This is a genomic window from Actinomycetospora sp. ABD4_176, from assembly GCF_056311855.1.
Map to the genome: position 1 here is coordinate 2,214,931 of NZ_CM149974.1, position 19,027 is coordinate 2,233,957.

Genomic DNA, 19,027 nt, shown 5'->3' on the forward strand with positions numbered 1-19,027 from the left:
CTCCTCAGACTCGCGGCAGGATGGTCTCGAGGTAGCTCTGGACCGCCTCGCCCTGCTTGTAGTGGCTGCAGTAGTAGTTGGGCAGCGGGAACAGGCGGCCCTCCCGCACGGCCCGGACCTGCTGGAACGCCGGCTGCGCGAGCAGCGTCTGCGTGTTGGCGTCGACCCCGCCCTGGGTGTCGGCCAGGTGCAGGATCACGTCGCAGTCGTCGAGCTGGGTGGCCTGCTCGTAGGACAGCCGCCCGCCCGCGCCGGTCTTGCCCGCCGCGAACTGCCCGAACCGGAAGCCGGAGTCGGCGAGCACCACGCCGCTCCACGAGGTCGGGTAGTCGGACCAGAACACCCCGCCCGAGCTGCCGCGCACCAGCGCCCAGGTCGTGCGCCCGAGGGTCGACGCGTACTGCTCCCGGATGCGCTGGGCGTGCTGGTCGTAGCCCTCCTTGACCTGCAGGCCCTGGGGGCCGCGGTTGACGACCTCCGCGGTCTGGATCGCGCGCTCCTTCCAGCTGCCCGGCACCGAGCCCGACGGCAGCAGCACGGTGGGGGCGATGCCCGAGAGCCGCGCGCCGAGGTCGGCGGGCAGGCTCGGGACCTGCGTGCCGAGGATGAGGTCGGGTCCCTGCGCCGCGATCGCCTCGAAGTTCAGCGCCGTCGGCGACCCGACCTTCGGGATCGTGTCGTAGACCTGCTGGTACTCCGGTAGCACGCCACCGAGGGTCGCCTGCGCGGTCCCGCTGGGGGTGACGCCGACGTCGAGCAGGGCGTAGGTCGTGTAGAAGTCGGTGCAGACGATGCGCTGCGGATCCGCCGGGATCTGGACGGGCCCGTTCGCGCTCTGGACCGTGCGCACGGCGCCGCCGGCCGACCCGCCGGACTCTCCGCCGCCACCGCACGCGGCGAGCGCGAGGGTGGCGGCCACGCCGCCGGCGCCGGCCAGGAAGCCGCGCCGGGACAGGCCGGGAAGGGCGTGGTGGGCCATCAGGGGGTCTCCTCGGGGGTCGGGGATGCGAGCACGTCGGTGAGCAGGGCGCCGACCGTCTCGACGGCGCCCGGTCGCAGCAGCCCGTGGTGGGAGGCCGCGACCGGTCGGTAGCGGGCATGGGCGGGGAGCACGGGGCCCCAGCGCCCGCGGGCGTCGGCGAGCCGGGCGTCACGCTCGTCGGGGTCCCCGCGGTCGTCGGGGACGGCGACGACGACGGTCACCGTGGCGTCGGTGGCGAGCGGCGCGGGCCGGTGCGCGGCGAGCGCCGGCACCGCGTGCCGCACGTGGCGCAGCGCCCCCTCGAGCACCGGCGGCGGGAAGAGGCCCGCGAGCTCCGGGCGGGCGGCGACCGCGGCGGCCAGCGCGTCGGGGTCCGACGTCGCCGGCACACCGAGCACCTCGGCGAGGAAGGCGACGGGGTCGACGTCCCCGCCACCCCTCCCCTCACCCGGCCAGGCGTCGAGCAGGGTCAGCGACCCGAGCTCCTCCCCGGCGGTGCGCAGCGCGACGGCGACCGCGTGCGCCACGACGCCGCCGAACGACCAGCCGGCGAGGTCGTAGGGGCCGGTCGGCGCGACCTCGCGGAGGCGCGCGAGCTGGTCGGCGGCGACGTCGTCGAGCGTGGCCGGCGCGAAGTCCGGGTCGCCCAGCTCGCGGCCGGGCAGCGCCCACACCGCGCGGTCGGGCACCTGCGCGGCGAGCGCGGTGTAGGGGTGCACGACACCGCCGGCGCCGGGCAGCAGCACCAGCGGGCGCCCCGGGGCCCGGCGCAGCGGGACGGGGTCGAGCGCGCCGGCGCCCGCTGCCGGTTCCGCTGCCGAGTCCGCGGCCGAGTCCCCGACCAGCGCCGCGACGTCGGCGACGGTCGGGCGTCGCATCAGCTCGGCGACGGGGACGGTCAGGCCCAGGCGGTCGGCGAGGCGGGTGCGCAGCACCGCGAGCAGCAGCGAGTGCCCGCCGAGGTCGGCGAACGCGGTCTCGACGCCGACCTGCTCCGGCGCGACGTCGAGGACCTCGGCGAACACCGCGGCCACGTCCCGCTCGGCGTCGGTGCGCGGCGGGGTGCCGCCCGCGGCGCCGCTCGGGGCGGGCAGCGCGGCGCGGTCGACCTTGCCGGTCGGCAGCACCGGGACGGTGTCCAGCCGCACGAGGTCGGACGGGACCAGGTGGGCGGGCAGGGTCTGCTCGAGGTGGGTGCGGACGGCGTCGAGCTCGCCGCCGGTCTCCGGGACGACCCACGCCACCAGCCGCGCGTCGCCGCCGGGGCCGGGGCGGGTGTCGACCACCGCGCGGTCCACCCCGGGCGCGGCCGACACCGCGGCGGCGACCTCGCCGAGCTCGATGCGGAAGCCGCGGACCTTGACCTGGTCGTCGGCGCGCCCCAGGTAGTCGAGCCGCCCGTCGAGCAGGCGGCGCACGACGTCGCCGGTGCGGTACATGCGGTCGCCGGGGGTCCCCAGCAGGTCACCGAACGGGTCGGCGACGAAGCGCTCGGCCGTCAGCGCGGGCCGGTCGTGGTAGCCGCGGGCCAGCCCCGGGCCCGCGAGGTAGAGCTCGCCGACCCCACCGGGCGGCACCGGGCGCAGGGCGGCGTCGAGGACGAGGGCGCGGGTGTTCGGGTCGGGCACGCCGATCGGGATGCGGCCGCCGGCGGCGTCGGCAGGGTCGGCCTCGCCGAGGGTGGAGTTGACGGCGACCTCGGTGGGCCCGTACGCGTTGAACACCCGCAGCCGTGCCGCCCAGCGCTCGACGATCGCGGGCGGCACCGCCTCGGTGCCCACGAGCAGCACCGACCCGTCGGGCAGGTCCGCATCCGGGGGCAGGGCCGCGACCAGCGACGGCGGCAGGATCGTCACGTCGCCGGGGCCGAAGCCCTGGTCGGCGAGGAACGTCGTCAGCACCGGGTCGGCCAGCCGCACCCGCGACGGCGCCACGACGAGGCGCGCGCCGGTGAGCAGCGCCATCGTCAGCTCCCAGAACGCGACGTCGAAGCTGACCGACGCGAACTGCAGCACGCGCGCCCCGGCGCGCACCCCGAGCCGGTCGGTCGCCGTCGCGACGAGCGAGGGCACCACGCGGTGCGGGAGCACGACGCCCTTGGGCCGGCCCGTCGAGCCCGAGGTGTAGATCAGGTAGGCGGCGTCGTCGGGGACGAGGTGCGGGACGGCGGGCGCCGGGTCGTCGGCGAGGGCGTCGGGCAGGTCGCCGGTCAGGTCGCCGATGTCGACGAGCTCCACGCCGTCGACCGCGGGCAGGCCCGCCGCGGTGTCGGCGGTGGTCAGGACGACGCGGGCGCGGGAGTCGGTGAGCATGAACGCCAGGCGCGCGGCCGGGTAGTCCGGGTCGAGCGGGAGGTACGCCGCGCCCGCGGTGAGGACGCCGACGAGCCCGGCGACGAGCACCGCCGAGCGGGGCAGCGCCACCCCGACCACGTCGCCCCGCCCGATCCCACGCGCGTGCAGGGCCGCGGCGATCCGCCCGGCGTCGGCGGCGAGCTCGCCGTAGGTCGTGAGCCGGGGGCTGCCGTCGGCGTCCTCGGCCGCCACCGCCGGCGCGTCGGGGTGCGCGGCGACCCGCGCCGCGAACAGGGCGGGCCAGGTGCCGTCGCCGGCGTCGACGTCGGTGGCGTTCCACTCGACGAGGACACGCCGGCGCTCGTCGTCGGCCAGCAGGTCGAGGCGCGCGAGCGGGGTGTCCGGGGCGTCGGCGACCGCGGTGAGCAGGCGGGCCAGGCGCGCCGTCCAGGTCGCGGCCGCGCCGTCGTCGACGGCGTCGGGGCGGTGGGCGAGGTGCAGGTCGGGCGCACCGGCGGCGCCGAGGGCGGCGACGAGCACCAGCGGGTAGTGCGTGGCGTCGCGCCCGCCGACGTCGGCGACGGTGACCCCGGCCGGGCCGCGCTCGCGCACCGCGTCGCGGTCGACCGGGTAGTTCTCGACGACGAGCAGGGTGTCGAACAGATCGTCGACGCCGACCGCGCGCTGGATGGCGGCGAGCCCGACGTGCCCGACGTCGAGCAGCGCGGCCTGCTCGGCGCCGACGCGGACGAGCAGGTCGGCGAGGGTCTCCGCGGGGCGCTCGACGACGCGCACCGGGACGGTGTTGATGAACAGGCCGACGGCGTCGTTCGCCTCGCCGGAGCCGCGCCCGGACACCGTCTGGCCGAACACCGCGTCCGGCCCGCCCGCGGCGCGTCCGACCAGCACGCCCCACGCGGCCTGCAGCACCGTCGCGACGGTGACGCCGAGGCGCCGCGCGGTCACCGCGACCCGGGCCGCGACGTCCGGGGCCAGCGGCACCGGGGTGCGGTGCGGCAGGACGGCGCGGTCGGCGTGGGGGATCTCCACCGCGCGCGTCGGGGCGGTGACGCCGGCCAGGGCGCCGCGCCACACGGCGAGGTCGGCGTCGGCGTCGCGGGCGGCCAGCGCGACGAGGTGGTCGCGGTAGCGCGGGGCCTCGGGGAGCGCGCGGCCCTCCCAGGCGGTGAGGGTCTCGCGCAGCACGATCGGCATGGACCAGCCGTCGATCGCGACGTGGTGGAAGGTCAGCACGAGGCGGTGCCGCGTCCGGTCGCGGGGCACGAGCACCGCGCGCAGCAGCGGGCCGTCGGCGACGTCGAAGGTCCGGCCGCGCTCGGCGTCGGCGACCTGCTGCGGGTCGTCGGTCGTGGTCCGCCAGGGCAGGTCGACGTGGTGCAGGACGACGCCGACCGGGCGCCCGTCGGGGCCGTCGGGGTAGACGGTGCGCAGGGCGTCGTGGCGGTCGACGACGGTCTGCACGGCCGCGCGCAGGGCGTCGGGGTCGACGGGTCCGTCGAGGTCGACGAGCAGCTGGATGGTGTAGACGTCGCCGCCGGCGTCCGCGCCGAGGCGGGCGAGGAACAGCAGTCCCTCGGCCAGCGGGCTCGGGGGGACGACGTCGACGACGTTGCCGGGGCCGCCGGGGACGCGCGCGGCGACGGCGGCGCGCTCGGCGTCGGCGAGCACGACGACCGGCCGCTGTTGCTGCGCCGTGTCGTCCGTCGTGCCGGCGACCGCCGCGAGCCCGGCGACGGTGCGCTGCTCGAACACCTGCCGCGGCGTGACGGCGATCCCGGCCGCGCGGGCCCGCCCGACCACGGCGACCGCGAGGATGCTGTCGCCGCCGAGGGCGAAGAAGTCGTCCTCGGCGCTGATCCGGCGCTCGAGCACACCGCCGACGACCGCGGCGAGCGCCTCCTCCACGGGTCCCGACGGCGGGCGGCCGGCGGTGGCCTCGACGTCGGGGGCGGGCAGGGCGCGGGTGTCGACCTTGCCGTTGGGGGTGGTCGGCAGGGCGTCGAGCACCGTGACCACCGACGGCACCATGTACTCGGGCAGGCGCGCGGCGACGGCGTCGCGGACCGCGGCGGGCTCGAGCACCGCGCCACCGGCGGGGACGACGTAGCCGAGCAGGCGCGCCGGGGAGCCGTGCTCGCCGGGGCGGGCGACGGCGGCCGCGGCGGACACGCCGTCGGCGGCCTGCATTGCCGCGGTGACCTCGCCGAGCTCGATGCGGAAGCCGCGGACCTTGACCTGGTCGTCGGCCCGGCCCAGCGGGTGCAGCGTGCCGTCCGCGTCGCGGCGCGCGAGGTCGCCGGTGCGGTACATCCGCTCCCCGGGCGGACCGTGGGGGTCCGCGACGAATCGCTCCGCGGTCAGTGCCGGGCGCGCGTGGTAGCCGCGCGCCACCCCGGCGCCGGCGATCCACAGCTCGCCCGCGACCCCCGCGGGCAGCAGGCGCAGCGCCGCGTCCAGCACGTAGGCCCGCTCGCCGGCCAGCGGCCGCCCGACTCCACGTGAGCAGTTACCGCCCCTATAGGGGCGGTAACTGCTCACATGCGCAGCCGTCGACCAGATCGTGGTCTCGGTGGGGCCGTAGACGTTCGTGACCTCGGCGGCGGCGGCGGCGAGGCGGTCGCCCAGGGCGGGCGGGAGGGCCTCGCCGCCGACGAGGACCCGCACGCCCTCGAGGGTCGCGGCCGGGTCCACGCGGTCGTCGGCGAGCAGCGCCTGCCACAGCGTCGGGGTCGACTGCACGACGGTGCGCCCGGGGCCCGCCGCGATGAGCGACGCCAGGCGCGGCGGGTCGAGCAGGTCCTCGCGCCGGGCGAGCACCACCTCGGCGCCCGCCAGCAGCGGCAGCCAGATCTCGAGGGCGGCGATGTCGAACGACACCGTCGTCACGGCCACCCACCGGTCGTCGGCGCCGAGGTGCAGCCGCGCGTCCATCGCGCCGAGGAACGCGTCGAGGGCGCCCGCCGGGATCACGACGCCCTTGGGGCGCCCGGTGGAGCCCGAGGTGTGGATGACGTACACGGTCTCGTCGCCGACCGGGCCCGCGAGCGGCCCCTCGCCGCCGCGCGCCCGCGGGTCCACCACCGTCGTGCCGGCCGGCAGCGCCGCCGCGTCCCCGACGACCGCGACCGGCGCCGCGTCGTCGAGCACCTGCGCGATCCGCGCCGCCGGGTAGCCGGGGTCGAGCGGGACGTACGCCGCCCCGGTGCGCAGCACGGCGAGCAGGGCGACGACGAGGTCGGGCGAGCGCTCGCACGCCACCCCGACCAGCGCGCCCGGGCCCGCGCCGGCCTCCCGCAGCGCGCCGGCCAGCGCCGCGGAGCGCTCCTGGAGCTCCCCGCGCGTCAGCTCCGCGTCGCCGCAGCGCACCGCGACCGCGTCGGGCGCCGCGGCGGCCACCGCGGCGAGGCGCACGGGTAGCGAGCGCCCGTCGCGCACCGCCGTGGGCCCGTGCGCCGCGGCCAGGGCGGCGTCCCGCTCGTCGTCGCCGAGCAGGTCGAGGCGCGCGAGCGGGGTGTCCGGGGCCTCGACCAGCGCGGTCAGCACCCGCTCGACGCGGTCGAGGAGCACCTCGGCGTCGGCGGTCGACACGACGCCGGTGCGGTGGTCGAGCTGGAGCACGAGCCCGTCGGGGCGAGGCGTCACGACGAGGCTCGCCGGGTAGTGCGGGGCGTCGTGGCTGCGCACCGCGGCGACGGCCAGCCCGTCGGGCAGGGCGTCGGACACCGCGCTCTCGTCGAGGGGGTAGTTCTCGACGACGAGCAGGGTGTCGAACAGCTCGCCCAGTCCCACCGCGCGCTGGATCGCGGGCAGGCCGACGCCCTGGTGGTCGAGCAGCGCCGCCTGCTCGGACTGGGTGCGCGCGACGAGCCCGGCGAGCGTGTCGCCGGGCCGGGCGCGCACCCGCACCGGGACCGTCGCGATGTAGAGGCCGACCGCGGTGTCGATGCCGTCGACGTCCGGCGGGCGCCCCGACACGGTCTGGCCGAGGACGACGTCGTCGCGCCCGGTGGCGACGCGCAGCACCTGGGCCCACGCCACCTGCAGCACGGACGACAGCGTCACCCCCCGCTCGCGGGCCAGCGCGGCGAGCGCGTCGCCGAGCCCCACGACGCGCGACGCCACGGCGGGCGCGCCCGGGTCACGTCCCTCGCCCGCGATCCGGGTGGGGCCGTCGAGGTCGCCGAGGGCGTCGCGCCACGTGCCCAGGGCGGCGGCGTGGTCGGCGGCGGCGAGGCGGTGGAGGTGGTCGCGGTGCGGCAGGGCCGGGGGCAGGGCGGCGCGCTCCAGCACCTCGGCCGCGGACCCGTCCGTCTCGCGCGCCGCCGACCACAGCGCGAACAGCTCGCGCACGACCACCGGGATCGACCAGCCGTCGAGCACCGCGTGGTGGCTGACCAGGTGCAGCGTCGTCCCGTGCACCTCGAGGCGCACGAGGCCGTCCGCCCCCGGCGCGCCGATCCGCGTCACGGGGCGCCCGGAGGAGACGGTCGGGAAGGTCTCGCGCAGGGCGTCGTGGCGGACGGTCAGGGCGGCGAAGGCGCGGTGCAGGGCCGCGACGTCGGCCTCGGTGACCTCGCCGTCGAGGTCGATCTCCAGGCGCACCGCGTAGACGTCGTCACCGTCGAGGCCTTCTTCGACATGGAGCTCGGCGGCGCCCTCGAACCGCGAGGTGAACAGCATCCCCTCGGCCAGCGGCGCCGGGGCCACGACGTCGACCAGCTCGCCCCGCCCCGCCAGCGCGTCGACGTCGTCCTGGGTGAGCGCGACGGTCGGGAAGTCCGACGGCGTGGGCCCGCCGATCGCGTCGCGCGCGGCGGCGAGCTCGCGGCAGGCGTCGGCGAAGGCGGCGGCGAGGGCGGTGACGTCCTCCTCGGTCAGCACCCCGTCCGGCCAGCTCCACCGCGCGACGAGGTGCGGCCCGTCCTCGCGGTCCTCGGTGCGGGCGTTGACCTCGAGCGCGTGCGCGGCGGGCATCGCGTCGTCCCCGCCGCCGCTCATCGCCGGCGCCTCGGGCGCGGGGCTCCAGGACCCGTCCTCCGACGGCCCCGTCCGGCCGAGGTAGTTGACCAGCAGCTCCGGCCCCGCGGGGAGGTCCACGCCCACGACGTCGCGCAGCAGCCCGAAGCCCAGCCCGTCGCCGGGGGTCGCGCGCAGGGCGTCCTTGACGGCCTTGAGCGACCGGCCGAGGTCCCCGGACGGCAGCGGCACCCGCGCCGGGTGCGTCGCGGTGAACCAGCCGACCGTGCGCGTGAGGTCCGGCTCGCCCGGCACCGCGGCCGGCTCGCGGCCGTGGCGCTCGCGGTCGATGAGCAGCGACGAACCGCCCGCGACCCGCCCCACCGCCCGCGCCAGCGCCGTGACCAGCACGTCGTCCACCCCGCCGCGCACCGACGCCGGCAACGCCCCGAGCAGCACCTCGGTGACCGCGGGCTCCAGCTCGACGTGGTGGTGGCGCGTGGTGGCGACGGTGTCCCGTGCCGGGTCGAGCGGGCGGCGCGCGAGTGCTGAGCCGCCGCCTTCGAGGACCTCCTGCCAGGCGGGCACCTCGTCGCGGCGCTCCTCGGCGGTCGCGACCAGCGCCTGCGCCCACGCGCGGAACGGCGTCGGCACCGGCTCGAGCGCCTGCCCCGCCGCGGCGGCGGCGAGGTCGCCCACGAGGACCGGCCACGACACCCCGTCGACGACGAGGTGGTGCACGGCGAGCACGAGCCGGCCGGGCAGCCAGGACGCGGCGACCATCCGGCCCGCGCGCGGGTCGAGGCGCTCGGCGGTGGTGCGGGCGACCTCGTCCACGTCGCCCTCGACGCGCGCCAGCACGTCCCCGGCGCGCACCGACCCCGCCGCGGGCACCTCCAGCGCGTCGTCGGTGAGGCGCGCGCGGAGCAGGTCGTGGGTGTCGAGCACCGCCTGCAGCGCGGGCACCGGGTCCGCGCCCGGCGGGACGGTGAGCACGACGCGCTGGTGGTAGGTGCGGATCGGCCCGGGGCGGGCGACGAGCCGGCGCTGGATCGGCGTCAGCGGCACCGTCCCGGTGCCGTCGGCGGCCGCGGCGGGGCGTGCGCCGTCGACGGGGACGGCCACGGCCGCGAGCCCCGCCGGCGTGCGCGCCTCGAAGATCTGGCGCGGGGTGATCGTCCACCCGGCCCGGCGCGCGCGGGAGACGAGCTGGATGGAGACGATGCTGTCGCCGCCGAGGGCGAAGAAGTCGTCCTCGACGCCGACCTCGTCCAGGCCCAGCACCCCCGCGACGACCGTCGTGAGCGCCTGCTCGGCCTCGGTCGCCGGGGCGCGGCCGCCGGCGTCGACGCTGCGCTCGGGCGCCGGGAGCCGCGCCCGGTCGATCTTGTTGTTCGCGGTCAGCGGGAACGCGTCGAGCACGACGACGTCGCCGGGCACCATGTGCTCGGGCAGGGCCCGCGACGCGCGTCGCCGCAGGTCGGCGGGGTCGGGGACGGCCGTGTCGGCCGTGCCCTCGGGCGTCACGTACGCGACGAGGCGCGCCGACGGCCCGTCGCGGCGGACCACGGCGACGGCCTGCGCGACGGCGGGGTCGGCGGCGAGCACCGCGCCGACCTCGCCGAGCTCGACGCGGAACCCGCGCAGCGACACCTGGTCGTCGGCGCGGCCGAGGTACTCCAGCTGCTCGGGCCACGGGTCGGGCGCGCCGTCGCGGGTGGTGGCCGGGCGGCGGCGCACCAGGTCGCCGGTGCGGTACATCCGCGCCCCGGGCTCGTCGAACAGCGCGCCGAAGGGGTCGGCGACGAACCGGTCGGCGGTGAGGTCGGGCCGCCCGCGGTAGCCGCGCGCCAGGCCCGCGCCCGCGAGGTAGAGCTCGCCGACGACGCCGGGCGCGACCGGGCGCAGCCGACGGTCGAGGACGTAGGCGCGCCCGTTGACGTCGGGCACCCCGATCGGCGCGGCGCGGTGCGTGGCGACGGCGTCGGCGCCGGCCCGTCCGGACAGGTCGCCGAAGGTCGCGTTGACGGTGACCTCGGTCGGCCCGTACGCGTTGACCAGCGTCCGGCCCGGCGCCCAGCGCGCGACCAGCTCGGGCGGCACGGCCTCGGTGCCGACCAGCAGCGTCATGTCCTCGGGCAGCGTGACGTCGGCGGGCAGCGCGCCCGACACCGACGGCGGCAGCGCGGCGTGGGTGACGCCGTGGCGGACCAGGTAGGCGGCGAGCTCGGCGTCGGGGGCGCGCAGCTCGGTCGGCACCACGACGAGCGTCCCGCCCACGCACAGCGCCATCGACATCTCGAACACCGCGAGGTCGAAGCTCACCGACGCGAACTGCGAGACGCGCGAGCCCGGCGCGACCCCCAGCGTGCGGCGCGCCGTCGCGACGAGGTCCGCGACGCCGGTGTGCGGCACGACGACCCCCTTGGGCCGGCCCGTCGACCCCGAGGTGTAGACGAGGTAGGCGGCGTTCTCCGGGTCCGGCGCCGGGAGCGCGGTCCCGGGAGCGTCGGTGTCGGTGTCGGTATCGCTGTCGGTGTCGGCGGCGATCCGCGGGGCGTCGGTGGGCAGGTCGTCCCCGCCGACCAGAACGACCGGGTCGGCGTCGTCGAGCATGAACGCGAGCCGGTCGGGCGGGTAGTCGGGGTCGAGCGCGAGGAACGCCGCGCCGGAGCGCAGCACGGCGACCAGGGCGACGAACAGCTCGACCGAGCGCGGCAGCGACACCGCGACGACGCGCTCGGGGCGGGCGCCGGCCGCGACGAGGGCGCGGGCGAGGCGGCCGGAGCGCTCGGCGAGCTCGCCCCACGTGACCTGCTCGTCGCCGTGGACGAGGGCGATCGCGTCGTCGCCCGCGGCCTCGTGCGCGGCGTCGAACATCGCCGGCCACGTGCGCGGGGCGACGTCGACGCGGGTGTCGTTGAGGTCGAGCACGAGGTGGCGTCGCTCGTCGTCGTCGAGCACGTCGACGTCGTCGGCCCGGCGGTCGGGGTCGGTGACCACCGCGTGCAGGACCCGCTCGATCCTCTGCAGCAGCGCGCGGGCGTCGTCGGCGCCGACCCGCTCGGGCCGGTGCACGAGGCGCAGCCGGGCGGGCTCGTCGCCGTGGGCGGGCAGGGCGACGACGCTGACCGGGTAGTGGGTGGCGTCGCGGATGGTCACCTCGTCGACGCCGAGGTCCGGCGCGAGCCGGGCCAGCGCCGACGGGTCGAGGCCGACGTTCTCGACGACGAGCAGGGTGTCGAAGAGCTCGCCGATCCCGGCGCGGCGCTGGACCTCGGCGAGGCTCGCCTGGTGGTCGGGCCAGCGGGCGGACTGCTCGTCCTGGACGCGGTCGAGCAGCGCGCCGACCGTCTCGCCGCGGCGCAGCCGGACCCGCACCGGCACGGTGTTGACGAAGAGCCCGAGGATCGACTCCACGCCGGCCACCTCGGGCGGGCGGCCCGACACGGTGGTGCCGAAGACGACGTCGTCGCGGCCGGTCAGGCGAGCCAGCACCAGGCCCCAGACCACGGAGAGCACGGTCGCGGTGGTGACGCCGCGGGCGCGCGCGAGCTCGGCGAGGCCGTCGCCCAGCGGGCCGTCGAGGGCGGTCTCGACGACGGCGGGCAGGTCGGTGGGGGCGTGCTCGGCGGCGGTCGGGGCGGGCGCGAGGCGGGTGGGCTCGTCGAGGCCCGCGAGGTCGTCGGCGAACCGCTGCGCCATCGCCCCGGTGTCCTGCTCGCCGAGCCACTCGAGGTGGCGGCGGTAGGGCACCGGCGCGGCGCCCGGTTCGCGGCCCTCGGCGTGGTCGAGCAGCTCGGTGACCAGCGGGCCCAGCGACCAGCCGTCGACCACGAGGTGGTGCAGCGTGATCGCGAGCCGCCAGCGACCGTCGCGGCGGCGCAGCAGCAGCGCGCGCACCAGCGGCGGGCGGCCGAGGTCGAAGGGGCGCAGGCGCTCGGCCTCGCAGGCCTCCTCGATCTCGGTGTCGTCGGTGACGTCGGCCTCGCGCCAGGGCACCTCCGTCGTCGCGGGCACCACGGCGACGGGGCCGCCGCGCTTGCGGTCGCGGACCGCGGCGCGCAGCACGTCGTGCCGGGCGAGCACGGCGTCGAGCGCGGCGCGCAGCCGCTCGGGGCGCGGGCCGTGACCGTCGAGGCGCAGCTGGATCGTGTAGGGGTCGACGCCGCCGGCGCCGTCGTCACCCGCCGCCCACCGCGCGAGGAAGAGCAGGCCCTCCTGCAGCGGCGAGAGGGGCAGGACGTCGGCGACCGCCGGACCGCTCGCGGCGGCGCGGTCGTCGCGCGTGGAGGTCACGGGACGCTCCACTCCGCGTCCAGATCCTCCAGCTCGTCCTCGTCGAGGGCCACCATCGGGGTGCTCGGCGCCGCGTGGCCATCGGTCTCCTCGACCCGCGTGGCGGCCGCGGCGAGCGCGGCCGGGGTGCGGCGGGTGAACACGTCGCGCGCGGCGATCGCCCAGCCGTGCGCCCGGGCCCGGCCGACGACGCGGATCGAGGCGATGCTGTCGCCGCCGAGGGCGAAGAAGTCGCTGTCGGCGCTGACCGCGGCCACCTCGGGCACGTCGAGGACCTCGGCGAACACCGCGCACAGGGCGCGCTCGCCGTCGGTCTGCGGGGCGCGGCCGGCGGGCGCCTCGGAGATGTCGGGCTCGGGCAGCGCGCGGGTGTCGATCTTGCCGTTCGGGGTGGTCGGGAACGCGTCGAGCACCGTCACCGCGACCGGCACCATGTGCTCGGGCAGCCGCTGCGCGACCGCGGCGCGCACGGCGTCGGGGTCGGGGTCGGTCTCGGGGTCGGCGCTTCCGGTCACATAGCCGAGCAGCCGCGCCGGCGCGTCGCCGGCGCCGGCGCGCACGACCGCCGCGGCCGCGGCGACCCCGTCGGCGGCCTCGAGCGCCGCGGTGACGTCGCCGAGCTCGATGCGGAAGCCGCGGACCTTGACCTGGTCGTCGACGCGGCCGAGGTAGTGCAGGCCGCCGTCGGGGTCGCGGCGCGCGAGGTCACCGGTGCGGTACATCCGCTCCCCCGGCGCGCCGTGGGGGTCGGCGACGAAGCGCTCGGCGGTGAGGTCGGGGCGCGCGTGGTAGCCGCGGGTGACCCCGACGCCGCCGAGGTAGAGCTCGCCGACCACGCCGTCGGGCACCGGCGCCAGGCCCGCCCCCAGCACGTACGCGCGCTCCCCGGCGAGCGGCCCCCCGATCCCCTGTGAGTAGTTGCCTGCCCTATGGGGCAGGCAACTACTCACATCACCGGCCGTCGACCAGATCGTCGTCTCGGTGGGGCCGTAGACGTTGGTGACCTCGGCGGCGGCCGCGGCGAGGCGCGCGCCCAGGGCCGGCGGGAGCGCCTCGCCGCCGACGAGCACCCGCACACCCGCGAGCGTCGCGGCCGGGTCGACGCCCTCGTCGGACACCAGCGCCTGCCACAGCGTCGGCGTCGCCTGGGTGACGGTGCTGCCGGCGATCAGTGACGCCAACGCCGGCGGGTCCAGGATCTCCTCGCGCCGGGCGAGCACCACCTCGGCGCCCCGCACCAGCGGCAGCCACAGCTCGAGCGCGGCGATGTCGAACGACACCGTCGTCACCGCGACCCACCGGTCGCCGGGCCCGAGCGGCAGGCGCTCGCCCATCGCGCCGAGGAACGCGTCGAGCGCACCCGCCGGGACGACGACGCCCTTCGGCCGGCCCGTCGAGCCCGAGGTGTAGATCGTGTAGACGGTCTCGTCGCCGACCGGGCCGGCGGTGGGCGGCACGCCCCCGACCGCGTCCGGCGCGACCACCGTCACCCCGGTCACCCCCTCGACGCCGCTCTCGGCCACGACCGCCACCGGCGCGGCGTCGTCGAGCACCTGCTGCGTGCGCGCCGCCGGGTGCTCGGGGTCCAGCGGGAGGTACGCCGCGCCGGAGGCCAGCACCCCGAGCAGCGCCACGACCAGCTGCGGGGTGCGCGGCAGCGCCACGCCCACCAGCGCGCCCGGCCCGGCGCCCGCGTCGCGCAGCGCCCCGGCGAGCGCGCCCGCCCGGTCGACCAGCGCGCGGTAGGTCAGCGTCTCCTCCCCGCAGCGCACGGCGACGGCGTCCGGCGACCCGTCGGCGACCGCGGCGATCCGCTCCGGCAGCGCGCGCCCGTCGGTCACCGCGCGCGGCCCGACGCCGGCGGCGACGAGCCGGTCGTGCTCGGCGGCGTCGACCAGCGGCAGGGTGTCGACGACCCGGTCGGGCTCGGCGACCAGCGCGGCGAGCAGGCGCCGCCACCGGTCGAGCAGCGCCCGCACGGTGGCCTCGTCGTAGAGGTCCCGGGCGTACTCGACGAACCCCTCGAGGCCGTCGGTGCCGCGGGTCTCGGTGAGGTCGACGGTGAGGTCGAACTTGGCGGTACCGGTCTCGCGCAGCTCGAGCGACGCGTCCAGACCGGGCATCGACGGGCCCTCCGCGCGCACCTCCCGGTAGGACAGCATCACCTGGAACAGCGGGTGCCGGGCGAGCGCGCGGCCCGGGTCGAGCGCCTGCACCACCCGTTCGAACGGGACGTCGGCGTGCGCGACGGCGTCGAGGTCGGTCTCGCGGACCCGGGCGAGCAGCTCGCGGCCGGTGGGGTGGCCGCCGGTGTCGACGCGCAGCACGACGTTGTTGACGAAGAGCCCGACCAGCGGGTCGAGCGCGGGGTCGGTGCGCCCGGTGACGGGGCTGCCGACCGCGACGTCGGTGCCCGCGCCCATGCTGGTGAGCAGGGCCGCGAACGCCGCGTGCAGCACCATGAACGTCGTCGTGCCCGTGTCGCGGGCGAGCGCGCGGACGCCCCGGTGCAGCTCGCCGTCCACCGTGAACCGCAGGACGCCGCCGGCGCCCGAGGGCTCGGCGGGCCGCGGCCGGTCGGTGGGCAGCGCGATCTCCTCGGGCAGTCCGGCGAGGCGCTCGCGCCACCACGCCAGCTGCGCCCCGGTCCGCGAGCCCGCGTCCTCGGGATCGCCGAGGCGCGCGGCGTCCCAGACGGTGTGGTCGGCGTACTGCACCGCGAGCGGCGCGGTCTCCGGCGCGTGCCCCGCGCGGCGGGCGGCGTAGGCGGCGGCGAGGTCGTCGGCGAGGGTGGCGAGCGACCATTCGTCGGCGGCGAGGTGGTGCACGACGAGCACGAGGACGTGGTCGTCGTGCTCGCCGACCAGGGTCGCGCGCACCGGGATCGCGGTGCCGACGTCGATCACGGTCCGGGCGGCCTCGTCGATCGCCGCCTCGACGTCGCCGGGACGCTCCACCCGCGTCCACGGCACCTCGGGGTCGGCCACGACGTGCTGGCGCGCCACGCCGTCGTCGTCCTCGCGCGGCACGGTGCGCAGGGCCTCGTGGCGGGCGACGAGGTCGCCGACCGCGGCCCGCAGCGCGCCCGCGTCGAGCGCGCCGCGCAGGCGCAGCACGGCGGGGATGTTGTAGGTCGGCGACGGCCCGTGCAGGCGGTGCAGGAACCACAGCCGCTGCTGGGCGGGCGAGAGCGGGGGCTCGGTGGCGCGGTCGGTGCGGGGCGCGAGCGGGGCGACGTCGTGCGACGGCACGGTGTCGTCCCCGCCCGCCCGGAGGCGCGCCGCCAGGCCGGCGGGCGTCGGGGCGTCGAAGACGTCGCGGACGGTCAGGGTGCCGCCCAGCCGGTCGCCGGCGCGGGCGACGACGCGCGTGGCGAGCAGCGAGTGGCCGCCGAGGGCGAAGAAGTCGTCGTCGGGGTCGACCGACGCGACCCCGAGCACCTCGGCGACGATCGCGCACAGCGCGGCCTCGACCGGTCCGGCGGGCTCGCGGCGCGGGGCCGCCGCGTCGAGCACCGGCGCGGGCAGGCGGGCCTTGTCGACCTTGCCGTTGGCGGTCAGCGGGAACGCGTCGACCACCGCGACCGCCGCGGGCAGCATGTGCTCGGGCAGCGTCCCGGCGAGGCGCTCGCGGACCTCCGCGGTGCTCGGCGCCCCGCCGCCGTCGGCGATCACGTGCGCGACCAGGCGGTCCCCGCGCAGCGACACCACCGAGCGGGCGATGCCGTCGAGGGCGTCGAGCGCGGCCTCGATCTCGCCGGGCTCGACGCGGTGCCCGCGGACCTTGACCTGGTCGTCGGCGCGCCCGACGTAGTGCAGCACGCCGTCCACGTCGCGGCGCACGAGGTCGCCGGTGCGGTACATCCGCGCGCCGGGCTCGCCGGTGGGATCGGCGACGAAGCGGGACGCGGTCAGCGACGGGCGCCCGAGGTAGCCGCGCGCGAGGCCCGCGCCGGCGATGTAGAGCTCGCCGACGACGTCGTCGGGCACGTCCTGCAGCGCGCGGTCGAGCACCCGCGTGCGCGTCCCGGTGATGGCGCGGCCGATGGGGGGTGCCCCATGTGAGTAGTTGCCGCCCCCATAGGGGCGGTAACTGCTCACATGGGCGGCCGTCGACCACACCGTGGTCTCGGTGGGGCCGTAGAGGTTGGTGACGTCGGCGCCGGCGGCGTCGAGGTCGGCGGCCAGCGACGCCGGCAGGGCCTCGCCGCCCACCAGCGCGGTGCGCCCGGCGAGCACCTCGGGCGCGACGTCGGCCAGCGCGCGCCACAGCGTCGGCGTGGCCTGGACGACGGCGCCGGGGTGCTCGCGCAGCAGGTCGGCGAGGGCCGCGGGGTCCTGGACGGTGCGCCGGGGCGCGACGACGACGCCCGCGCCGGCGAGCACCGGCACGAGCAGCTCGAGCGCGGCGATGTCGAAGCCGACCGTCGTGACCGCGACCAGCTCCCCGCCCGGCTGCAGGCCGGAGCGCCCGAGCATGTCGAGCAGGAAGGTCCGCAACGCGGCCCGCGGCACCACGACGCCCTTCGGCCGCCCGGTCGACCCGGAGGTGTGGATGACGTGCGCGACGTGGGCGTCGTCGACGGGCGGGAGCTCCCCCGGCTCGCCCGGCTCCGCCGTCACGTCGAGGGCCGGCACGCCCGGCAGCGCGTCGGCGGTCTCCGGCGCCACGAGCGCGAGGGTGGGCGCGGCGTCCTCGACGACGAGCGCCAGCCGCGCCGGCGGCGCGTCGGTGTCGAGCGGCAGCCAGCCCGCCCCGGCGTGCACGCAGGCCAGGACGGCGACGACGAGGTCGGGCGTGCGCGGCAGGGCGATCGCGACGAGCGCCTCCGGTCCCGCGCCCGCGGCGTGCAGCCGCGCGGCGAGGCCCCGGGCGCGCCGGTCGAGCTCGGCGTGGGTCAGCGACGGGCCGCCGGGGCCGCTCACCGCGACGCGGTCGGGGTGCGCGGCGGCGGCCGCGGCGAGCACCGCGGTGAGGTCGCCGCCGGGCAGCGACGAGACCGGCGCGCCGGTCCCGGCGGCGAGCGCGGCGTCGCGCTCCTCGTCGTCGAGCAGCGGCACCGCGCCGATCGCGCGGTCGGGGGGGGTCGCGGCGAACGTCGCCAGCAGGGCGGCGAGACGCCGGTGGTGCCCCTCGAGCGCCTCGGCGTCGTAGGTCGCGGGGTTCGCGTCGAGGTCGAGGACGAGGCTGCCGTCGGGCTGGCGCTGCACGTTGACCGCGAGGTCGTGCACCGGCCCGCCCGACACCGGCCGCGCGGTGCCCGTGGTCTCGGCGCCGAAGCGCAGCTTGTCGGCGAACGGCTTGACGTTGACCCACGGCCCGACCAGCGCCGCCTCGCCCCGGCTGCCGGCCGCGCCGTCGCCGGCGTCGAGGCGCAGGTCGCGGCGCAGGTCCTCGAAGCGGTAGTGCTGGTGGTCGCGCACCGCGGCGAGCTCGGCGGCGACCGCGCCGACCAGCTCGCCCACCGTCGTCGCCGGGGTCGGCGCGAGGCGCAGCGGCACGATGTTGACGAGCATGCCGGGCGTGCGGGCCGCCGCCTTGGACGCGTCGCCCCCGAGGCGGCCCATCATCGGCACGCCGAGCACGACGTCGGGCGCGCCCGCGAGCCGGTGCAGGTAGACCGCGACGGCGGCGAGGACCAGCTCGGGCCAGTGCCCGCCGGCGGCCCGGGCCGCGGCCTCCATCTCCTCGACGGCCGCGGCCGGCAGGGTGCTGCCGCGGCGCAGGAACGTCGACGACGACCGCCGGCTCCCCCGCCCGAGGCTCGCGGGCTCGGGAGGACCGGGGAAGCGGCCGGCCCAGAACGCGCGGTCGTCCTCGCGGCGGCGCTCGCGGGCGTCGGCGTCGGCCCCGACCAGCTCGGCGAGCGTCCCGGCCCGGCGCGCCGGCGCCTCGTCGACGGCGAGCCGCGCGGCGTAGAGGGCGGCGACGCGGCGGGCGATCAGCGAGAACCCGTACGCGTCCATGACCACGTGGTGGTAGCTGTGGAACCAGACGTGGCGGTCGTCGGCCAGGCGCAGCAGGGCCTGCGCGAACAGCGGTCCGCGGTCGAGGTCCACCGGCTGCGCCAGCGCGCCCGTCATCCAGTCGCGGGCGGCCGCCTCGGGGTCGGCCTCGCCGCGCAGGTCCACGCGCGTCACCGACCACGCCGCGCGCTCGCCCGGCGCCAGCGGGACCTGGCGGGGCTCGCCGTCCACGGTCGTGAACCGCACGTGCAGGGCGTCGGTCTCGTCGACCGCGTCGCCGATCGCCGCGACGAGCACGTCGGGCGCGAGCGGCCCGCGCAGGTCGACCCGTTCCCCGGTGGTGTAGATCGGGTTGGACGGGTCCAGGTGCTGGGCGAACCAGATGCCTGCCTGTGCGCCGGTCAGGGGAAGATCGCACGCCTCGACCACGCCCACCTCCTCGCCCACGCCGGCCCTCGGACGCGGCGAGTTTGGCAAGCCTAACCTGCGACCCGCAACCGGGGTCGACC

Annotated in this window: 3 protein-coding genes; all 3 read right to left on the reverse strand. The window is 78.2% G+C overall.

All coding sequences use genetic code 11. The features are described 5' to 3' along the window. Positions 1–4 precede the first annotated feature (4 nt). Genes ACYX4T_RS10820 through ACYX4T_RS10830 form a run of 3 tightly spaced genes read right to left on the reverse strand, consistent with a single transcriptional unit; the run spans position 5 to position 18,947 of the window. The gene (locus ACYX4T_RS10820) at positions 5–979 is read right to left on the reverse strand and encodes an ABC transporter substrate-binding protein (protein ID WP_476014521.1); all 975 of its coding nucleotides are present in this window, start codon (positions 977–979) and stop codon (positions 5–7) included. Continuing rightward, positions 979–12,552 carry an amino acid adenylation domain-containing protein gene (locus ACYX4T_RS10825; RefSeq protein WP_476014522.1) on the reverse strand — a complete coding sequence of 3,858 codons (11,574 nt, stop codon included), beginning with the start codon at positions 12,550–12,552 and terminating at the stop codon, positions 979–981. The genes ACYX4T_RS10820 and ACYX4T_RS10825 overlap by 1 nt, the downstream gene beginning before the upstream one ends. Beyond that, complete coding sequence (locus ACYX4T_RS10830; RefSeq protein WP_476014523.1) at positions 12,549–18,947, reverse strand: amino acid adenylation domain-containing protein; 6,399 nt, start codon at positions 18,945–18,947, stop codon at positions 12,549–12,551. The genes ACYX4T_RS10825 and ACYX4T_RS10830 overlap by 4 nt, the downstream gene beginning before the upstream one ends. Positions 18,948–19,027: the final 80 nt, after the last annotated feature.

Coding starts and splice junctions, on each gene's coding strand:
- ACYX4T_RS10820 (WP_476014521.1), bottom strand. CDS start 979: ATGGCCCACCACGCCCTTCCCGGCCTGTCCCGGCGCGGCTTCCTGGCC.